The sequence below is a fragment of the Paenibacillus solani genome, from assembly GCF_050475945.1.
Lineage (GTDB): Bacteria > Bacillota > Bacilli > Paenibacillales > Paenibacillaceae > Paenibacillus_AQ > Paenibacillus_AQ solani_A.
Genome location: NZ_JBCMXJ010000016.1, coordinates 234205 through 255135, shown reverse-complemented (window position 1 = coordinate 255135; position 20931 = coordinate 234205). Strand labels below are relative to the sequence as shown.

Annotated in this window: 19 protein-coding genes; 16 read left to right on the top strand and 3 right to left on the bottom strand. The window is 47.8% G+C overall.

Going from position 1 to position 20931, the window contains the following annotated elements:
- The first annotated feature begins 198 nt into the window (after positions 1–198).
- Positions 199–1275 carry a Gfo/Idh/MocA family protein gene (locus tag ABEQ74_RS19840; RefSeq protein ID WP_430123869.1) on the top strand — a complete coding sequence of 359 codons (1077 nt, stop codon included), beginning with the start codon at positions 199–201 and terminating at the stop codon, positions 1273–1275.
- Between the two features lie 206 nt (positions 1276–1481).
- Here the strand turns inward: ABEQ74_RS19840 and ABEQ74_RS19835 are convergent, their stop codons facing one another.
- On the bottom strand, positions 1482–2456 hold the full coding sequence (locus tag ABEQ74_RS19835) for a hypothetical protein (protein ID WP_430123868.1): 975 nt from the start codon (positions 2454–2456) through the stop codon (positions 1482–1484).
- A gap of 235 nt (positions 2457–2691) precedes the next feature.
- Between ABEQ74_RS19835 and ABEQ74_RS19830 the strand changes: the two genes are divergently transcribed.
- The 15 genes from ABEQ74_RS19830 (at position 2692) to ABEQ74_RS19760 (ending at position 18237) form a co-directional block, all read left to right on the top strand.
- Positions 2692–4320, top strand: coding sequence for a cobyric acid synthase (locus ABEQ74_RS19830; RefSeq protein ID WP_430123867.1), 1629 nt, complete (start codon positions 2692–2694; stop codon positions 4318–4320).
- A gap of 212 nt (positions 4321–4532) precedes the next feature.
- Positions 4533–5399, top strand: coding sequence for a hypothetical protein (locus ABEQ74_RS19825; RefSeq protein WP_430123866.1), 867 nt, complete (start codon positions 4533–4535; stop codon positions 5397–5399).
- Positions 5400–5422: 23 nt separating this feature from the next.
- Entirely contained in the window at positions 5423–5662 is a 240-nt protein-coding gene (locus ABEQ74_RS19820) for a glutaredoxin family protein (RefSeq protein WP_430123864.1), read from the top strand.
- Between the two features lie 290 nt (positions 5663–5952).
- Positions 5953–6168 carry a hypothetical protein gene (locus ABEQ74_RS19815; RefSeq protein WP_430123863.1) on the top strand — a complete coding sequence of 72 codons (216 nt, stop codon included), beginning with the start codon at positions 5953–5955 and terminating at the stop codon, positions 6166–6168.
- Between the two features lie 25 nt (positions 6169–6193).
- A complete protein-coding gene (locus tag ABEQ74_RS19810) occupies positions 6194–6874 on the top strand; it encodes a hypothetical protein (RefSeq protein ID WP_430123862.1) in 681 nt (226 codons plus the stop codon).
- Positions 6871–8070, top strand: coding sequence for a glutathionylspermidine synthase family protein (locus ABEQ74_RS19805; RefSeq protein WP_430123861.1), 1200 nt, complete (start codon positions 6871–6873; stop codon positions 8068–8070). Before ABEQ74_RS19810 ends, ABEQ74_RS19805 begins: the two co-directional genes overlap by 4 nt.
- Entirely contained in the window at positions 8071–8742 is a 672-nt protein-coding gene (locus ABEQ74_RS19800; protein WP_430123860.1) for a signal peptide protein, read from the top strand.
- Positions 8739–9131, top strand: coding sequence for a DUF350 domain-containing protein (locus tag ABEQ74_RS19795; RefSeq protein ID WP_430123859.1), 393 nt, complete (start codon positions 8739–8741; stop codon positions 9129–9131). Before ABEQ74_RS19800 ends, ABEQ74_RS19795 begins: the two co-directional genes overlap by 4 nt.
- A 689-nt stretch (positions 9132–9820) precedes the next feature.
- Positions 9821–10033: a hypothetical protein gene (locus ABEQ74_RS19790; RefSeq protein WP_430123858.1), complete on the top strand. Its 213-nt coding sequence runs from the start codon at positions 9821–9823 to the stop codon at positions 10031–10033.
- Entirely contained in the window at positions 10020–12278 is a 2259-nt protein-coding gene (locus ABEQ74_RS19785) for a hypothetical protein (RefSeq protein ID WP_430123857.1), read from the top strand. The genes ABEQ74_RS19790 and ABEQ74_RS19785 overlap by 14 nt, the downstream gene beginning before the upstream one ends.
- Positions 12279–12296: 18 nt before the next feature.
- Positions 12297–13490, top strand: a complete 1194-nt coding sequence (locus ABEQ74_RS19780) for a HEAT repeat domain-containing protein (RefSeq protein ID WP_430123856.1) — start codon at positions 12297–12299, stop codon at positions 13488–13490.
- A gap of 43 nt (positions 13491–13533) precedes the next feature.
- On the top strand, positions 13534–14901 hold the full coding sequence (locus tag ABEQ74_RS19775) for a glycosyltransferase family 2 protein (protein WP_430123855.1): 1368 nt from the start codon (positions 13534–13536) through the stop codon (positions 14899–14901).
- Positions 14902–14966: 65 nt separating this feature from the next.
- Positions 14967–15773, top strand: a complete 807-nt coding sequence (locus ABEQ74_RS19770) for a response regulator transcription factor (protein WP_430123854.1) — start codon at positions 14967–14969, stop codon at positions 15771–15773.
- 173 nt (positions 15774–15946) lie between these two features.
- Positions 15947–17308 (top strand): nucleotide sugar dehydrogenase, encoded by a 1362-nt coding sequence (locus ABEQ74_RS19765; protein ID WP_430123853.1) that lies wholly within the window; start codon positions 15947–15949, stop codon positions 17306–17308.
- Positions 17308–18237 (top strand): hypothetical protein, encoded by a 930-nt coding sequence (locus tag ABEQ74_RS19760; RefSeq protein ID WP_430123852.1) that lies wholly within the window; start codon positions 17308–17310, stop codon positions 18235–18237. Before ABEQ74_RS19765 ends, ABEQ74_RS19760 begins: the two co-directional genes overlap by 1 nt.
- Positions 18238–18361: 124 nt before the next feature.
- On the opposite strand, the gene ABEQ74_RS19755 is transcribed toward ABEQ74_RS19760, so the two are convergent.
- On the bottom strand, positions 18362–20509 hold the full coding sequence (locus ABEQ74_RS19755; protein WP_430123851.1) for a YhgE/Pip family protein: 2148 nt from the start codon (positions 20507–20509) through the stop codon (positions 18362–18364).
- A gap of 29 nt (positions 20510–20538) precedes the next feature.
- Positions 20539–20922 carry a hypothetical protein gene (locus tag ABEQ74_RS19750; RefSeq protein ID WP_430123850.1) on the bottom strand — a complete coding sequence of 128 codons (384 nt, stop codon included), beginning with the start codon at positions 20920–20922 and terminating at the stop codon, positions 20539–20541.
- Positions 20923–20931: the final 9 nt, after the last annotated feature.

Here is a 20931-nt window from a genome sequence, read left to right as displayed (position 1 = left end):
TGGAGTGGATAGATGTTTCTTTGGGGGATAAAAGGGCTTATCATGCTAAATCCTACATTCGAAGTTGAGAAAAAACTCACAGCTACAAGATATTAGTAGGAATACAATATCGTAAAAGAGAACCGTTCTTTCGTATTATATATTATAATAAAGGTGTATGCGTTTACTTCTGAGAAGCGAAAAGGAGATATGAAATCTATGACGACCGAAAAAACTAAAAAGGCAATCGTGATTGTAGGCTATGGCGGAATGGGCAGTTACCATGCCAAGCTGATCAAGGATAATGAATTTCTCGAGGTTTCGGGAACCTATGATATTTTGGAAGAACGTCGGAAGGTATCTCAGCAGGAAGGCTATCCAGCCTACGAAAGTTATGAGCAGGTTCTGAATGATGATGCAGTGGATGTGGTGCTCATTGCAACACCTAACGATGTGCACAAGGATCTGGCGCTTGAGGCTTTTAAAGCTGGCAAGCATGTTATCTGTGAGAAGCCGGTAACATTGAATGTTAGTGACTTCAAGGAAATGGTGGCTGCGGCCGATGCTGCTGGCCGGGTACTGATGGTTCACCAAAACCGCCGCTGGGATGAGGATTTCCTTACCATTAAACAAATGTATAACGAGAAGACGATTGGCGATCTGTTCCGCATTGAATCCAGAGTGCACGGGGCGAACGGCATACCTGGTGACTGGCGCCATCTGGAAGCGCATGGCGGCGGCATGCTGCTGGACTGGGGCGTGCATCTGCTGGATCAGATCCTGCACATGGTGGACAGCCGAATGACCAGCCTGAGCAGCCGTTTGAGCTTCATTCTGGGCGATGAAGTAGATGACGGCTTTGAATCGGTTATCCAGTTCGAGAACGGTGTATCCGTGCTGCTTGAAGTGGGAACGACGAATTTCATTACGCTGCCACGCTGGTACGTGAAAGGAACCGAAGGAACTGGAGTTATTGAAGACTGGTCGTTAAACGGCAGAATTGTAACCCGCAATCAGGATGCTGTGAAGGTGGAACCAAAACCTATCCAAGCCGGGGTAGGTTTGACCAAAACAATGGCCCCTCCTTCCGAAGAGGCTACCATTACGGGTGCTTTGCCGGAACCATACCGTCAATCCAGCAGCTTCTTCGACAATTTTGCGGCTGTCATCGAAGGGCAAGCAGAACCGATTGTAAAGAATGAGGAAGTACTGCGTGTACTGAACTTGATCGAAGCGGTGTTTGAGTCAGCCAGAACGGGTAAAACTCTGACAGATTTCGATATTTATCCTGCATAAGGTTTCAGCAAAGAACTCATCGGTTATTCTATAGAAAGCACTGCGGTCTTTCAGGCTTTATGCTTGGGGCTGCGGTGCTTTTTTTGTGTGTTGTTTTCTGTCAGGTGGTTTTCCGATGGAGGCAGCTGTTTCTGTGTCTAGTTGTCACTAGTTAGCTACCGGATAACAACACAGCAATTTGGGTCGGTTATCCGACCAAGAAAGTACTAAAAAGTTTTGCCCATCCAAATGTACAGGGACATCAAGCCGAACATGAACAAGCAGAAGTTAACGCTTACAAATAATCCACGGAGCAGAGGCGAGCGATGAAATTGAAGGGGAGTTCGTAAATTTCCGACACCCTCGAACAGAAACATGATCAGTACCGTGTGAATAATGGTGTGGCCAATGATCTCGATGTGACCGAATACAAGGCTTGTCATAATAAAGACACCGGATACCAGCAAAGCAGTGAATCGATTCATAATACCAACAATAAAGGCCCATGCCAGTCCCAGCTCTATAAACGCGCTGATCAGGACAAAGTTTTCGAGACTAAATCCGAAGGTAGGAAGACCGTATTCTCCCATTACAGTACAAGCAAGCTCAGGGATGGTCAGCTTTTCCATGGCGAGCCAGGCAAGGGATACACCCGTACATATGTACATAACGGCAACCGCTGTTCTTCTGAGAGGAGTGCCAGATACAAACAGATAATACACGATGCCGAGATATAACAAATAATCAATCGCATGAAAGAGGCCGTAAGTTAAGGTGGCTTGGACATAAAGCAAGAATAGGATGGCACCGCTTACAGGCAGCGTTCTTTTATTGAATAGAAAGACGACAGCACCAACAAGACCGAGAATAATCCACATGGAGTTGATATTGAATTCAGGTGCAAGATATGATCCGCTCAGGAGCTGCATAGATAATCCGAGGGCGAGCCCGGTCCGCATGATTAGCTCGGTATGGGGCTTTATTCTGTCCAGCCACCGATGAATATGTAGGACATTCTTCTGTCTTCCCAAGGGAGCATGTATAACACTTGTGAACCATAGGACTAGGACTGTAAACGCTAACCAAAACAGGAACGTCAGTGTTATGATACGTGAGAATGGAAGAGGAACCCGATCAAGATTATCTGAGAACCATTTTACATGAATATAGATATTGCTATGAATGGAGAATTGCATTAACATACAATAAGTTCCTCCCCCAACTAATTCTAGATACATATACAAGATAAAACAATTTTAGATAAAAAAGTATATTTTTAGATGAATATATCCCCGATTTCTATGAATTTATCCCTTTAATGAATACGAATGATAGTTTTGAACCGATCAATCGAGGTTTTTTTATTTAATTCTACAATTCCATAGGTTTGATATAATGAGAGAAAAGTGGCTTAGGACTGGAAGAAGGGTGAAACAGATGATCGAACCGCAATACATACCACCGAATACAACGAATAATGTACAACAGGCGCAAGGAGCAGTTCTAATGCTGCAAGGGACGGCTTCAGATGTTGGCAAAAGCATCGTAACCACAGCTCTTTGTCGTATTTTTCGACAGGACGGTTATCGGACGGCTCCTTATAAATCACAAAATATGGCGCTTAATTCTTACGTAACCTTGGATGGCAAAGAAATTGGAAGAGCTCAGGGCGTGCAGGCCGAGGCCTGCGGCATTGCTGCTAATACGGATATGAATCCCATTCTGATCAAGCCTGTGAAAGACATGCATTCGCAGATTGTGATTCATGGCGTGCCTGAAATGCAAATGAGTGCAATGGATTACAGGAATCATTTCCTGCCTAAGGCAAAAGACATCGTGCTGGATGCGCTGGGTCGACTCCGAGCTTGTTATGATATCGTTGTCATGGAGGGGGCCGGAAGCCCCGCCGAGATTAATCTAAAGGATCGGGATATCGTCAATATGAATTTGGCGGGATGGGCAGATTCGCCAGTCATCCTGGTCGCGGATATTGACCGCGGAGGCGTATTCGCCTCGATTGTAGGCACACTTGAACTGCTAGAGCCTCATGAAACCGCACGAATCAAAGGGTTTATCATTAACAAGTTCCGCGGGGATCTGGCACTGCTTCAGCCTGGATTGGATTGGCTTGAAGAGCGGACGGGCATTCCCGTACTGGGTGTTCTCCCTTATATTCAGGATCTAAGGATTGAGGCAGAAGATTCCGTTGTGCTGGATGAGCTTCAATATCGAAAACAGGAAGCACGTGAGCTTGATATTGTCGTGGTGAGGTATCCGCGCATTTCTAATTTTACAGATATGGACGCGCTTCGCTGGGAGCCGGATGTGGTCGTTCGTTTTGTTCAGTCCGTGGATGAGCTTGGCTCACCGGATGTCATTATATTACCTGGTACCAAGGATACGATCAGTGATCTTGAATTTCTTCAGGAGCGGGGACTGGCTGATGCGATCATCAAACAGGTTCAGCAGCGGGATATCCAACTGGTGGGCATCTGCGGAGGATATCAGATGCTGGGCGAACGGTTATCAGATTTCCATGCAGTAGAAGGAACAGGCCGGGAAGCGAAAGGGCTAGGACTGCTGCCGATTCGGACTTCCTTTCTAGCACATAAAAGAACTGTTCGGGTTAGTGGGCGACTATGTAAGAATGTACCATTTGAACTGAGTTTGCAAGATACCAACGACACTCTCCCGATTCATGCTTATGAAATCCATATGGGCGTTACGGAATGGAGTACCTTGAAGGATGACTCCAGATATCGCCCGCTTTTTTCGATTGAAGCAGAAGAATTGGAATTATCACAGTCAAACGATGATATTCAAACGCATCTAGAAGGGCTTGGCACTTCGGATGGCCGCATATGGGGAAGCTATTTGCACGGTTTATTTGATAATGATGCGTTTCGGAGAGCCTGGCTGAACGGTCTTCGAATGAAGAAAGGACTTCTCCCCATTTCGGAAACGTTTCAAGCAGAGGAACGTAAATTTGCTGAATTTGACCGCGTGGCCGATATAGTTCGGCAGCATCTGGACCTGAAGAAGGTATATGAAATCATTGGAATATGAACCATGTTCGGTGCTGCGGCTTAAACCATGGGGAATATAACCATTCATTTAGGTGATCCTGAGAAAAGGGCAGCAAACACCATGCAGACAGCATGGTGTTTTTTTTGAATGTAGAACATAATAAAAGTTTAATTATAGGATAGGGGGGTATACTAAATATAAGGATGCTGCAAGTTATAATGTATTTCTAAAATGAATGGAGTGATCATCAAATGGCGAATAAGAAGGCAACTATGCTCACTTTAACCAGTGTTCTTTCATTTGGATTGTTGACAGCTTGTTTTAACGCCACCGAGGTGCAGGATACAGGCGGCCATGGCGGCAAGAGTGCAAGCCAAGAAGAGAGTGACCACAGTGAACACGGAAGCGGGCATGGACATGAGTCGGGTTCTAATGGCTACAAAGCTGCGTTTACGTGGGAAGAGCCGATCACGGCAGGCACCGAGACGGAGTTAACAATTCATATTACAGATCAGAATGGCGATGCGGTTCAGCAATTTGATACCAATCACGAGAAGCTGCTGCATCTGATCGTTGTGAATCGCGATTTATCCTCCTTCAATCATATCCATCCCGATTATAGAGAGAATGGCGTGTTTACGGTTAATACAACATTCCCAGCTGGCGGTAAATACAAATTGATCGCGGATGCTGTACCGAAGGGGACATCGGGAGCCACGCTTAGCGAATGGATTCAAGTGAAGGGTGAGGAAGGTGTTGCTTCGGTGCTTAAGCCTGATTCCGAACTGATCAAACAAGTGGACGGAAAGGAATTTACATTGAGTTTGAGCAATACCTTGTCCAACGAAGAAGTCGTGCTCACCTATCATATTGGGGACCTTAAGACTAAACAAGGAATAGATAATCTAGAGCCTTATCTTGGTGCCGTGGGCCATGTTGTCATTCTATCTGCAGACGCTGAACAGTACATCCATGTGCATCCTCTCGATGAGCGAAGCAGGGGTCCAAAAGCGGAATTCGCTGCAGTCTTCCCGCATAGCGGCATCTACAAAATTTGGGGACAATTTCAACACGAGGGTCAAGTAATGACAGTTCCATTTGTGGTTGAAATCAAATAATAATACGATGAGGAGTGATTGATATGACAGCATCATTGAAAATTTATACGATACCCACTTGCAGCGACTGCCAGCATGCCAAGCGTTACTTTAAGGAACAGCAGGTCCCTTACACGGAATACGATTGCACCCAAAATCCGGATTACGCAGAAGAAGTCCGGCAACTGACAGGAAAACAAATGGTACCCACCATCGTTATAGATGACAAGGTATTTGTTGGATTTGCCGATAATTTGACTGACATCAGGGAGCTGCTGAAGTAATCGGTGGGATATGTATACCATATAGGGGCATGGATCTTTCTTAGCTGAATGGGTCCATGCTTTTTTACGTTGGAACAACTCGGATTCTGCTCACCATCCATTTGAGCTAAAAATGTTCTTTTCCTATAGTAAATTCCACCGTGTAAATAATCTGTAAGGGTGTTATTATATGGATTGTATCTCTTATGATCGGATTGACATACCTGCATGATGGTTATAGCAGATTTATGGAACGAATCCAACCACAGCACGTATCAATATTCACAGATTAATGGAAGGGGAATAAACCATTGGATAACGGAATGAAAGTCGTTTTGTATGAGAAGAAACCAGACGGAGAGCTGGTAGAGATTGAAGAGCGGACTTGGACGAGCAACATGGTTGCGGCTTTGGAGCATGTGAATTATATCGTTGCCGGCGGCCGTGAATATGAAACGATTGAAGGCAGACTCGATGTGGATACGGGCAAGCTGGAACTACTGCTCGTTCCAATGCGAAACGAATGAAATCTGTCCGAAAGGAGAAATCGCTTTGAGTAATGAAAAAGAGAAAAAAGAGCTGCCGGCCTCCAAATGGCTGACACCGGAAGGCAAACCGATTCGTGTGTTATCGAGCTCCCTTGGTATTGCTTTGCTGGCAAATGCCTTTTTGGTTTCAGGTGCAGCAGCTAAGGATCTCGCTTCAGAAGCGGTCCCCGCAGCTGACGAGCCGCAGCTGGTGTCATGGTCAACAGAGGAAGTAAAACAGTACTTCGATAAGAACGTGGATTGGAACATTCCGTTCCCAAGCGAGGAGGAATTCCAGGAAGAACCGCTTGAAGGAAGCAACGCAGGTGCTGGCACCGGGGGCGGAACTACGGTGGTCAACAACTATCACGGCTACAATTCTGGCTTCGGCTGGGATGATCTGCTGCTGTATCACATGCTGTTTAACAACGGCTCCTACTATTCATCCAGCGGGTGGTACAACAATCACCGCGGTTATTATGCTAACAACGGCAAGCCGTATAAACCTCGTACTTATTCCAGTGGTTCATTTCAGAATAAGCCGGTCGTCAACTCCAATGTTCGCCCCAAAACCTCAACTTCTTCCTCGGGTACAATCACTCGCCGTTCTACGTCGTCCAAATCGGGGGGCATTGGCGGCAACTCCAGCGGATTTAGCTCATCAGGCCCAAAATCCAGCACAAGATCAGGCGGTTTTGGTGGATGAGCTGCGAGAGCATATTTACAGTGACAGGACAGCCTGATCCCGACCGGGCAGGGCGGGTATCAGAACTGGAACGGCTTGGCTTTACCTGGGCCGATATGGATGGGGAAGCTTATTGGATCGACCAGATTGTCACCTTGCGTAAAGAGACCTATTGTGAGTTAAAGGAAGCAGCGGCATCGCTCTGGAGGGTTTTGGATAAAACGGTTCGTTATATTCATGGAAATCATCATATATACAGTCTGATCGGCATTCCTCCTATCTTGTGGGCGATGCTGGATGAATGTCCGCTGCCAGAAGAAGGTCTCATCAGCCGGTATGCCAGATTTGACTTTGCGATCGCTCACGATGGGAGCATCAAACTGCTGGAACTGAACGCAGACACGCCTACAGGGTATGTTGAAGCTTCCATAGCGACTCCCTGGATGTGTGCTCAGGCTGGCATTTATTCCCCCAATGAACAAATGAAGACGCTCGTGGCAGAAGCCTGGGGAGTAGAACGTCCCGATACGGCAGCATGTATTGCTTACGGCGAACATAAAGAGGATTCCGGAACGATTGAGGCATTGGTCCGGCATAGCGGGCTGGATATCCGCTTAGTGGATTGTTTGGATTTATGGGTGGATGAAGGTATATTGAAGGACGGCCAGGGCCGGGAGATTCAGCGGATGTTTGCTCTGTATCCGAAGGAATGGATGTCTGTCGATGACGGCGGGGATGCGCTGGCCTATGCCATCGAGACAGGAAGACTGCAGTTGTTTAATTCGCCGCACAGTATTTTGCTGCAATCCAAAGGCTTGCTTGCCGCTATGTGGGGAATGTTTGAGCTTGGACTACTGTTTGATGAGATTGAGCGCGAAGCGATTAACAACTATATGCTTCCGACTTACAATAAACCGGTATTCTCCGGTCAATATGTATCAAAATCAATGTTCGGCCGTGAAGGCGGTTCTGTCAAACTGTATGATCCGGCTGGACAGCTTGAGATTGAGGATCAGGATGGTTATGACACAAGTGTCCTGTTTCCAACGGTATATCAGCATAGGGCTGAGATGGCGCGTGTGGAGACGGCAGCGGGTGAATTTCACATATTGACTGGAATGTTTGTCATTAATGGAACCCCTTGCGGTTTATTGGGACGGGCAGGCGGTTTGATTACGGGAAATTCCAGTCATTTTATCGCAATGGGAGTGAAATAAATGCATGTGAAACATAATCATAGAACGATGAAGGAAGCTATGAATGGAAAGAGAAGGCCATCGATTGTTCTGACGGCGCTTATCCTGTCCCTTATGCTTGCGCTGAGCGCTTGCTCTGGTAGCAGTTCAACAGTGTTTAATTCCGGATCAGATGAAGTGTCCTCGACATCCGCCCGTGTGCCTTGGGACTATCGGATCGTTGAAGGAACGGTTGGTGATTTGATTGGCGGGGATATGACCGTGCTGCCCGACAACGAGCTCCTGCCAAACGATAACAACTATGCGACGGGGGATAAAATATGGACGCTTCAGTTCATGGATGCGGAATTAACCACGGACGCGAATCAACGGAATGATATACGCTTATCTTCATGGCAGACCATTAAGTCATTCAATGATCAAAAATCGGCGGAATCGGATTTGACCAACCTCAAGGTGATCGTCAAAACGGACGTGAAGCTGGTTGGAGTTTATAAGACAACATATAAAAAAGATACCAGGCATTTTGCGGTCGTCGAGCTTCCAACAGGGAACCGGATCAAACAACCGATCGACGAGAAGCGTTATGCTGCGATGGAGAAGCAGGAAAAGGTTGATGTTGTATTGGAGGAAGTGCATGATTTCGCCGATTACGACTTGGCCTATGCAAAATTTCGGGGGTGGGCGGATTGATGGTCGTCGTGAATATTGCTATTAGTGTAGTATGTATTATCTTACTTCAATTGCTGGGGATGCTGATCTTCAGCTGGATGACCCGGTTTAACGACATGGAGGAGCTGAAGAAAGGAAATGTCGCAGTTGGTCTTGCGTTTGGCGGCAAGTTTATGGGCACAGCCATCATTCTGGGAATATCCGCTTATACGAATTCATCGATTTGGCATATGATCATATGGTTTGTCGTCGGGTATGTCTGTTTAATCATTGCCTATTGGGTATTCGAGCTGGCAACACCGGGTCTTCGAATTTCCGAGCACCTGCAAAAAGGAAATGTAGCTATCGGCGTCCTGCTGGCTATGGTATTCATTGGCACTGCTTTTGCCATCAGCAGCTTGATTATCTAGTCTTTCGATTCCTTATGCAGCTGAACAACGTCTCTGTTCTAAACAGGGGCGTTTTTTTGTGATTCTGCGAAAATATAATGCGGTAAAGGGGCAAAGTTATCCGACATTTTGGCGGTAAATCCATTATTACCCTCCACAGAATATTGGAAGCGGTGGGTATCTCTTCAAAATCATAGGGATCTGATCAGACTCGGACGTTCATGGATTCGGGTTCGATTTAGGTTGTCCCCCCGCAGATCTTAAAAATCCCAAACAAATTTATTAAACATATTGCACTGTGATTCAAACAGAAAACTATAAAAATAGGCGATACTTACCACTTGAACCTGCTTCTCGTTCCGATACAATATTAAACAATCCCGGTACAGGACTCTATTCTTATTTTGAGGTTAAGGGTAATTTTTCCAAACCTTTTCAGAATGCGGATCTCAGCCGTTTTTTTATACGACTTTGGTATCAATTTTGTCATAACTATGGATAATGATGTAAAAATGACCGGAACTTTAGCAATTTTTATGCGTTTAACATTACAATTCACGAAAATTTTCTGAAAATCATCGTGATGATGCCATCCTTCTTTCATTCGTACATATTGGCAGGCTGGGGCCTTTGTTGAGTCAGAGCTCCTTTACGGCATGCTTAGCATCAGGTGGTTAGGTTGTCAAATGTCAGGGATGAAGAGATAGCGATTGGCTTCAACGGGGGAAAAAATGGAAGAAGTTGCGTTTTACTTCTTTATGACTAAAATCGCTATCGGAAAAGTTGGTAAAGAAGAAATATGGTATCGGGAAAGCATCGGCTATAGAATGACGAGTGTGGCTCAATCGTCGTCAACGCCGATGCAGCATCAAACATTACTTATGAATGGGCAGGTGAGCAACGAAGACGATGAGCAAACGTAAATGGTGGGTACTCGTAGTTCTCTGCACTATAGTGCTTCTCTGCGGTGCCGCTATAATCTATGAAAATATACGACCGTCACTTAAAACGTATGCGGATGCGGACGGTGTGAAAATGAAGTTTAAAACCGAGGGAACCTCCTTCCTGGTATATCAAAATGACGAAGAGTGGAAGGAGGTTTTTGCCAAAGGGGTAAATCTGGGAGCAACGGTGCCTGGACATTTTCCCGGAGAGCTGCCGGCAACGGAAGAGGATTACCTCCGCTGGTTCAAACAGATTGATGATATGGGAGCGAACGTCATTAGGGTCTATACGGTGCATAATCCGGTTTTTTATTCCGCGCTGGTGAAGTACAACCGGGATAAAGGGGATGATCCCTTGTATTTCATGCAGGGGATATGGTCACCGGAGGAGCAGCTAATCGAACGCCGGGATGCGTACGATGAAGAAATCGTGCAGACGTTCAAGGCGGAAATCTCCAAAGCCGTTGCCGCAGTCTATGGCGATATTAACGTTGAGCCCAAGCATGGACAGTCGAGCGGGAAGTATAAAGTCAATGCAAGCAAGTATCTCATGGCTTGGCATGTTGGGACGGAATGGGACCCAAGCATGGTTGATAACACCAATACCGTCCATAAGGATGTGCCTCAGTATAAAGGGGACCATTTCTCGGGTACAAAGGATGCAAGTCCTTTTGAGAATTGGCTGGCATCCATGCTGGACTATACGGCAGCCGAGGAGCAGAAATACGGCTGGGAGCATCCGATGACCTTTACAAATTGGGTCACAACGGACGTGCTTGATCATCCAGGAGAACCGTTATTTGAAGAGGATTTGGTGTCCGTTGATGCAAGGCATGTAGAACCGGTGAACTGGGATGCGGGATATTTCGCGGCATACCATGTGTATCCGTACTATCCGGATTTTTTCCGTACAGACAAAACGCTGCAGACCATTCCGGATGGAGACGGGGGTTACAACACGTATAAAGCCTATCTGCGCAAGCTTAAGGCAGAGTTTCAGGATATGCCGATCATGGTCACTGAATACGGCGTACCTTCATCCATCGGTGTCTCACACTATGGGCCTGGAGGGAAGGACCAAGGAGGACATGATGAAGCGGAGCAAGGTTCAGTCAATGTGTCACTGACCCAGGATATTTACGACGAAGGTTATTCGGGGGCGATCCTGTTCATGTGGCAGGACGAATGGTTCAAGAAGACATGGAATACGATGCCTTATGAAATACCTGCTGACCGCAGGGCATTCTGGTTGAATGTGTTGACCAATGAGAAGATGTTCGGTGTACTGGCCATGCAGCCGGGGAAAGCAGAACAGATTACCATCGATGGGGATTTGAGTGATTGGGAGAAGGTTCCGGAGGGTGAGGTTAAGACGTGGTCTGGAACGGCGCCTGGAGTCAAGAGCATGAAATTGACTCATGATGAAGCGTATTTATATATCGGCATGGAACTGGAGAAGGAGTTTGATCCTAAACACTCCAAGCTCTTCATCGGAGCAGATACGATCCCTGGCGGTGATATTCCTGAGAAAGAGTTGGCAGGGAGAAAACTCACAGGCGGTGCATTGGAGACTTTGATCCAGCTGGGCCAAGAGGATGAATCTCAAGTCAGTATTGCACCTTCTTATGACTTTCACAGCCGCTTGTACGGGAAAGAGGGGTATTGGATGCTGCCGGGAGCGGAAGCCAAGGGAACAAAGGATGACCCTGTTGTGCCAGGAGGTTCATTCCACTCATGGAAGCTGGCGATCAGCTTGTTGATGAATCCGCCGGATACCCGTTTTTCTCATCCATTTGTTGATGAGACGGTAGGATTATTAATGAGGGGAACCAGTGATCCGGAGTCTCCCGATTTCAATTCCCTTACCGCGTGGCAGTATCAAGGCCGATTTATCGAGATGAGAATACCTTGGATGCTGCTGGGCTTCGGAGATCCGAGCTCGCTGCAGGTCCTGGATTACAGTCCGCTTCAAGACAAACGCTCATTCAGCACGGTAACTACGGAAGGCATCCGGCTGGCGCCATGGATCGCAGAACGGTCTGAGAGCGGTGGGAAAGCAGAAGCGGGATCGCTTGCGACTATAAACCTCAAGGATATCGAGCCTTATACATGGGATCTGTGGGAAGACACGATATACAGTGAACGTTTGAAGCAGAGCTATTACGATATGCAGGACATCTTTACCCGTCTGCCTGATACCGGACGGCAACCAGATGCTAAATAAAAGGAGGAGCCATCGGATATGTTTTCAAATTTAGAAATGGCATACGTCTTCATCTATGTATGCCTCGGCCTCATTGCTGCCGGCATTATCCTGTTGTTCCAAATGAAGATCAAGCACAATGCGGAGCAAAGAGACGTAGAACGTTTCACGAAGAAACACCATGATTATTTCATGTACGTGCAGAGTCATTTGCATGACGATGTTACGCTGGAGCTTCCTCCAGGTAAACTAACCTCGGCGGAACGCCGGGTCATCCAAGCCAAATGCATGGAGTGGATCGAGCAGTTCAAAGGAGACGCCAGAGAGAAACTACTTCAATTATGCAGGGATGCCGGATTTATAGAGGAGGATATTCGGGCATTATCCAGCTTACGGAAAGACCGCCGCATCGAAGCGGTCTACCGGCTGGGGGGGATGCGTGCTGAAGAGGCGGTGCCCCAACTACAGGAACTGATGAATCGGACAAAGTATGGCCCGATGACCATTATCATTGCGCGGGCCATAGCCAAAAGCGGGAATCAGTCACAGCAGATTCGGGAAATGTTAGCAAAGCTGCTATCGTACGATAAAGCCATTCATCATATGGCAGCCGATATTTTACTTGAAACCCGGCTGGATTCGGCAAGTCTCATGCGCAAGCTCCTGGACGATCCTGATCCAGGACTGGTCAAGATTTCGCTGGTAGCCATGTGGGGACAAGCTATTCCGGCTGTCGTTCCTACGCTCGACCGTCTGGTCGGGTCCGAGGAGAAGGACGTCCGGGCAGAGGCGGTCAAGCTCTATCTCAGCTCGAACCCTTCCTTGAAGGATGATACCATTGCACAGCTCATGAATGACCATGAGTGGGAAGTTCGGGCAGCCGCTGCCAAAGCATTGGGTAATCTTCATGCAGCAGGCAGCATTCCTCTCTTGGCTTCAGCCCTGAAGGACGAGAATTGGTATGTGCGCAACAACAGCGCGGAAAGTCTTGCCATGCTCGGAGAGCAAGGCTTTGAGACCTTATGTCAGGCGGCACTGACGGGAGAGGGTCCTGCCAGGGAAACGGCCCTATACCGAATTGAGCAGATCATGTCCAAGGAAGGCGAGCATGAGCAAGTGGAGCAAATGGTGGCCTTTAATAAACGAAAACTGGTGTACGATCGTTATTTCGGTCTTCAAACAAGCAAACGAATTGGCACCGTTGCAGGAGTAGGAGGAGATTACACTGCTTAGAGATATCCTGCTCACCTACGGTATGGTGACGATTTATTACGTCATGATCGTTAGTGCGCTCTATTTTGTAATTATGTTGTTTTCTTTCAGAAATATTAAGGACATTTTCAGACGAGCGAAATACTCGACATACAATACGCTTTCAGGCTCGGAGCTTGTGCCCTCCGTATCCCTGTTGGTTCCGGCTTTTAATGAAGAACTGACCATCGCGGAGAATGTCCGCTGTCTGATGACGCTGAATTATCCGACATACGAGGTCATCGTTATCAATGACGGCTCCTCGGATGAAACGCTGAAGGTACTGATTGAGGAGTATGGGTTAACGCTGCTGCCGAATCCTCAGATTCGCGGTAACATCAATACCAATAAGGTTCGCGGGATTTATTATAACCCTCAATATCCCCAGCTCTATCTGATTGATAAGGAGAACGGCGGTAAGGCGGATTCTTTGAATGCGGGCATTAACTTATCCCGATATCCGTTGATCTCCTCCATCGATGCCGATTCCTTGCTGGAGAAGGATGCCCTGATCCGCATGGCTCGGATGTATATGGAGAATCCCGAGGAAACCGTGGCGATCGGCGGAGATGTGCGGATTGCTAACGGCTGCGTGATTGAAAACGGAGAGGTGAAGGATGTATCTTTGCCGCGCCGCATGTGGCCTATGTTTCAATCCATTGAGTATATGAAGGCCTTCCTGGGAGGGCGAATCGGTTGGAGTCATTTAAACGGTCTCATTATCGTCTCAGGTGCCTTCGGTTTGTTCCGGAAGGATTATGTCATTGCGGTAGGCGGCTATCGGGGGGGGTACCCCGGTGAAGATATGAACATCATTATCAAGCTGCACCGCTACATGTTGGAGAATAAAATCAAATACCGTGTTGCCTTCTGCCCGGAAGCGGTGTGCTGGACGCAAGCGCCAGACAGCTACCGTATCCTGTCCAATCAGCGAAAACGCTGGGGACGAGGGAACCTGAAGAATATGATCGAGAACCGCGATATGGTGTTCAATCCGAAATACAAAATTATGGGCCTGTTAACGATGCCCTATAACGTTATTTTTGAAGCGTTAAACCCTTACTTCAGAATCACGGGCCTTCTGGCTCTGCTTGGATATGTATTGCTGGATATGACAAATTGGCATGTGCTGGTCGTATTTGGACTCGTCAACTTTTTAAGCGGGTACATGCTCAGCGTGGGAGCCCTTATCCTCGAGGAGATCGCCTTCCGGAGGTACACCAAATTGTCCGATCAGGTGAAGATGCTTCTCTTCTCTGCACTCAAGTTTGTGGGTTATCACCAGCTGGGTGTGCTGTGGAGAGTACAGGGGCATATTCAATATCTGCAAAACAACAATTCATGGGGTACCATGACCCGGCAGAGCTGGAAAGATAAGAAAGAGGCTGCTTGATGATCGTGGCCCGGTTCAAATTTGATGAAAGGTTAAAAAAATAAAGAGAGGTGGGACTTACAGTTATGTCTCAATCCGCTACATTGCAACGCGTGCAGGCCGTTGATTTTTACGGCCGACTGGAAGAGGAAGTGAGAGAACATTCCCAGGGAACGGCATTGCTGTTCCTGTACTGTGCAGGTGATTCATCCGGATCGGAAGTCGAGCTGTCGGAGGTTCAGAGCTTTGTGGACCAGCTGTCAGGCGACAACGGTAAGGTTCTGCAAGACGCCAATAACGGCGTCATGGCGATTACGCTGCCTGGCTATTCACTGGATGCGGCCCATTATCAGGCGCTGCTTCTGAAGCAGCACCTCCAGGGCCGTTTGGGGGAAGCAGATCCTCGCATTACGCTTGCAGAACTTACCGAAACGCCGTCCATGCAGACGATGAAGCAGATGGCAGAATCGACCAGGCTCAGCACTTCTTCGGATATTCATATATTCACGCAAGAGGAAGCAGACCGGGATCAGAACCGTATTCTAATCGTGGATCAAGATGCCACGGTGAGGGAGTTTTTACAGATTCGCCTGGCTATGCAAGGCTATGAAACACTTGAAGCGCTAGATGGTTTGGAAGCATTGGAGCTGATTGCGAAATGGGAGCCGGATCTTGTTTTGACAGAACTGAATCTGCATGGCATTGACGGCTTACCTTTCATCCATCATATCCAGCAGCTAGATGTGAAGGAATCTCCTAAAATCGTAGTGCTGACCGAGAAACGCGTCGAACAGACGATCAGCCAGTGCTTTCAAAACGGAGTGGATGATTATGTAACCAAGCCGTTCTCGCCAGTGGAACTGGATGCCCGTATCCGCCGCTGCCTTCATTAAAATACGCCAGGAATATTTTAAGATGAGGATTCATAAATGGATACGTGATTAGTTGAGCTGAAACAGGTTCTTTAATCACAAGGAGAGCGTTCAACAAAACGTGGTCTGTTTTTTGGCCAATGAGCAAAAGAAATAGACGAATAGACTATACATCTGATGGAGGTTGAATACTTGTGAATGAGGAATATGAAACTTTATTGAGTGCCATTGAGAGTAAGAAAGCAGTTCTGGGTGTCGTAGGGCTGGGCTATGTAGGTCTGCCATTGGCTGTCGAAATGGTGAAACAGGGATTTACGGTAATCGGTATTGATCTAGATCCGGATAAAATCGATCGTATCTATCGTGGCGAATCTTATATTACGGACATCTCATCCGAAGAGCTTGCGGCATGCATGGAGACCGGTCGTTTCAAACCGACTACGGATTACAGCATGATTGCCGTCATCGACGCGGTCAGCATCTGTGTGCCAACGCCGCTCAGCGAGAACCAGGACCCAGATACTTCCTATATAACAATGGTAGTTGATCAGCTCAAACGCTTTATGAAGCCTAATCTGCTAATTACGTTGGAGAGCACCACCTACCCAGGAACTACGGAAGAATTGATTCAGCATCAGATTGAGAAGCTTGGCTATAAAGTAGGTCAAGATTTCTATCTATGCTTCTCACCGGAACGGGTTGATCCGTCCAACAGCCGTTTTAATACACGCAACACGCCGAAGGTGATTGGCGGAACGACGAATGCTTGCTTGAAGCTGGGTGAAGCGTTGTACAAGCAGTATGTGGAGAAGGTCGTACCAGTCAGCAACCCGAAGGTTGCAGAAATGTCCAAGCTGCTGGAGAATACGTTTCGCAGCGTGAACATCGCCTTTGTCAACGAGATGGCCATGATGTGCGATCGCATGGGCATTGATGTATGGGAAGTAATCAATGCGGCAGCAACCAAGCCTTTCGGCTTCATGCCGTTCTATCCGGGCCCGGGTATCGGCGGTCACTGCATCCCGCTGGATCCGATGTATTTGTCCTGGAAGGCCAAAGGCTTCCGCTTCTATAGTAAATTTATTGAGCTTGCACAATCCACCAATGACAACATGCCTTACTACGTTATCAGCAAAACGGCTACGATTCTGAATGAATATGCCAAGTCGATCAAGCGTTCCAACATCCTGCTGCTAGGAATGGCGTACAAGCCTGACATCAGCGATTTGCGGGAATCGCCAGGCCTTGAAGTGTACGAGCAATTCAAGGAGAATGGTGCCAATGTAGAATACTATGATCCGTACGCACACCGTTTTGAGGATAAGCAAGGCAATACAGTTTACAGTGTGGAGTACGATCTCGCGAAGTTCAGCCGTTATGACTGCATCGTGCTGATTACGAACCACAGCAATCTGGACTATCATTCGATCGCTTCCACCGGTGTACCTATTCTCGATACAAGGAATGCATTTAAAGCCTATGCAGAGCCTCATATTTATAAGATTGGCCATTCCGTACAGCATGTGTCCGAGCCGGGCGAAGCTGTCTTAATCTAATGAAATGGACGAGAAGAGTGGGGCATCTGAATGCAAAAGCGAAGTGGATCACCCTGATCGCGGGCACTTGTCTTTTGCTGGTCCTCCTCCTTCTTCTTCTTCCGTCACATCAGGTGAATCAGAATAAGGCAACCTGGCTGTGGGATGCAAGCTTGATCCAAAGTGAAACGGAGGATATTGTTTCCTTTAGCGTCAGTGAAGGAATAACGACGATCTTCCTCCAAATTCAAAATGAGGTTCAAGATGAGGAGTATCGGCATTTCGTGGCTGCGGCACATCAGCAGGGCATCAGTGTCCACGCCTTGGACGGCCGGCCGGAATGGGCTTACGAGGACGGCAGACGAAAAGGCATGGAACTGCTTAGCTGGCTTGAAGAGTACAATCAAGCCTCTGATCCCAAGGAGAAATTCGAGGGCGTGCAATTCGATGTTGAGCCGTACATCCTCCGGCGCTGGGATAACGAACAGGAACAGGTGGTAGCAGAATGGAGCGCGAACGTGGAAGTGTGGAAGCAAGAGGCTAAACGCCAAGGGCTCCCGTTTAGTGCCGCCGTTCCCTTCTGGCTGGATTCAATACCAGGACCAAATCGCACAGATTCCGAATCATTCAGCAATTGGATGATCCGGAATACGGACGCGATTGCGGTTATGGCCTATCGGGACAGTGGTAAGCAGATGTACGAATTGTCCAAGGAAGAACTGGAACAAGCGGATGCGCTCGGCAAGTCCGTTTGGATCGGTATGGAGCTCGGTGACACAGATGAAGGTGAGCATCTGACCTTCTATGCCAAGAGCGAGCAGGAGATGGAGGATGAGGCCCTTCGCGCGGCTAAACTTGGCAGCAGCCATTCTTCCTTTGCAGGTTTGGCTGTCCACCATTACCAGGCCTGGGTACAAAAGAGGACCGCAATGGCCAAGGATGAACCTTAATCCCTGTGTCATTCAGTTATCAAGCCTCAAGCTTGCAATCATTTGATATCATTCACTTATATTCAATCAACATACCTCCAAAGGTCTCAAGCGAGACTTTTGGAGGTTTTTTTCGATCGCTGAACTAATGAATGAGCTTTGATGCTTTTGCTTTGCTGACAAGCCTGCTGCTGGCCTGATTGATCGACTTCTTGAGGAAGATCCCGACCACAAGCGCCATCACGGCGAAGATCAGCATAAACAAGATATCCACGTAGACGATATCCCACAGGATGCCGCCGACAGCTTCCCTCATCATGCTGATGGCATAAGTGAATGGCAGATAGGGGTGCAGGGACTGGAAGAAAGGAGGTGTCATCTGTATGGGGAAGGTTCCTCCCGCGCCAGCGAGCTGCAGGACGAGCAGCACGATCGCCATGGCTTTTCCGACATTGCCAAATACCGATACCAACGTATAGACAATCAGCATGAAAATCGAGCCGTTAAGCAGCGCAAACAGAATAAACCAGCCCGGATTCACTACATAGGCTCGCAACAAATAAAGATCGCCCAGGGTAACAAATAATGCCTGGAACAGGGCAATCGTCAGAAAGGTCAGGAAACGTCCAAAGTATACCTCGATGCTACGGAAACTCTTCTCTTCCTCATGCACCTCGACAGAGAGCAGGGATACGAGCAGCAGGGCACCAACCCATAAGGATAAAGTCGTGAAGAAAGGAGACATCGCAGAGCCGTAATTCGGGATGGGATATAGCCGGTTTTCCTGGAGTGTGACAGGTTCGGCAAAAAACTGGCTTTCGAGCTCAAAATTATTTTTAAGCAGATCGATTACCTCTTGGATATCCCCTTCCGCTTCCATCTCGCGCATCCGGTTAGCCAATGTTGTGATTCGAAGCTCGGCCTCCGGTAGTCGACTGTGGGCAAGCTGAATTTCTTTGCGACCTAGGTTGAGACCTTTCCGTGCATCTTCAAGCAATCGCTGGATATCGGGAACGCTGGCAAGTGCCTGATTCAACTCATTCTGGACACGCTTGGCCATATCGGATCCCTTAGCGAAGGCCTTGCTGATCGCTGGACCGATTTCGCTGTCATAACGGTTTAACAGTGTACCGGTCAGGCTCGTTATGTCATCACTCAGTTTCTTCAGCTTGTCGATCGATTCCGCGGGCGCTTCTTTTCCTTCTGCAACGGCTTGCGTGATGGTCTGGAGCACAGATTGGGCTGTTGCCCAACGCTTGGCAATCTCCTCGAGTCTGACAGCACCTGATGCCGCTGCCGGGGATAACGAACCCAGCCGCTTGAACAAACGGGCCAGCCGGTCTGCGGCTTGAGATGCTATCTGTGCCCGATCCTTGGCAGCGTTCAGGCGCTCTGCCAGCTCTTTTGGGTCAATATCGGTATTCCCTAAAGCGTCAAGTACTTGGGAGAGTGTTCCGGTTGCGGCATCCAACACCTCCAAATCCTGGCGCAGTGAAGGTTCCAGTGATTTGGAAGCACTGGCCGCTTCATTGGTGAACTCCACCAGGGCACCAGCGATCTCTTTGCCATCCTTTGCAATACTCTCCAAGCGAGGCAGGGCGGAATTGGCTTGTTTGACCAGCTGGTTAGCCAGCTTAATATCCTTTTCTGCTACGCTCACTGCCTCATTGAGCTCTGGAAAGCTCTTCTCCAGCCGGAACAGTAGGTTTCGGATTTTCTGGATGGCAGGGAGTTGGTTCTCAATTTCAATCCCGAGTGTATTGAAAATCTCGAAGATCGTGCCGTTGGCAGTCTTGATAAAATTTTTGCTGATTTCCTCCACAATACCGGATGCACCCTGTGCAGTTACCTTCGGAGAAATGGCGTTGATTTTTTCATTTGTATAATAGAGGATTTGAGCCTTGACCGGCTCATTGGTCAGAACGGTTCCAATCCGGGCGGAGAAGTCTTCCGGGATGACGATGGCGGCATAATCATCGCCGTGTCGTACGCCCTGAATCGCATTCTCGCTATCTGTCGTAAATCGCCATCCGAGCTTCTCGTTATGCTGCAGCGATTGGACGATCTCTTTACCGAGATTAATTGGCTGATCGCGCAGGGTAGTGCCTTTATCAAGATTGGCAACGGCAATGGATATACCTGAGGTCTGTCCGTAAGGATCCCAGGATGCTTCAATGTTAAACCAGGCGTATAGGGAAGGAAGAACAGCCAGTCCGGAGATGATGACGACCGCAGCCCAGTTACGGATAAGTCTATGGATATCGGCAGCATATATGTGAAAGATATTTTTCATGGATACTCCTGTCTTGTGCGTTGTTGGGGCTAGTATGCCGCCAAATCCGTACCAAGATACGAAATAATTCGATTCTTTAACTCTTCCTTCATGGGAGGCCAACTGCAAAGCAGTGAACGCTGATAGCCTCGGCATAGATATAATACCTGAATTTCTCCCTCAGGGGTCCAGCTCTTGCTCTCAATCCGGATGCCACGTTGCCTGATCTGCTGCTTAATTGTCCAGTAGGGCTCGGACATTCTCTTGATAATGTGCTGCAGATTCAGGATATAGAGATTCGTCATGGTCAGCTCAAGGGTTTTGAATATTTGGATATCCCGTTCAAGAACCATCTGAAGCATGCGATGCAGCAGGTAGTCTCTGATGAGTGCTTCATCTTCACGGGTAGGCGGAGGGGGGATGGAGGGTTTCATAACGGTGAC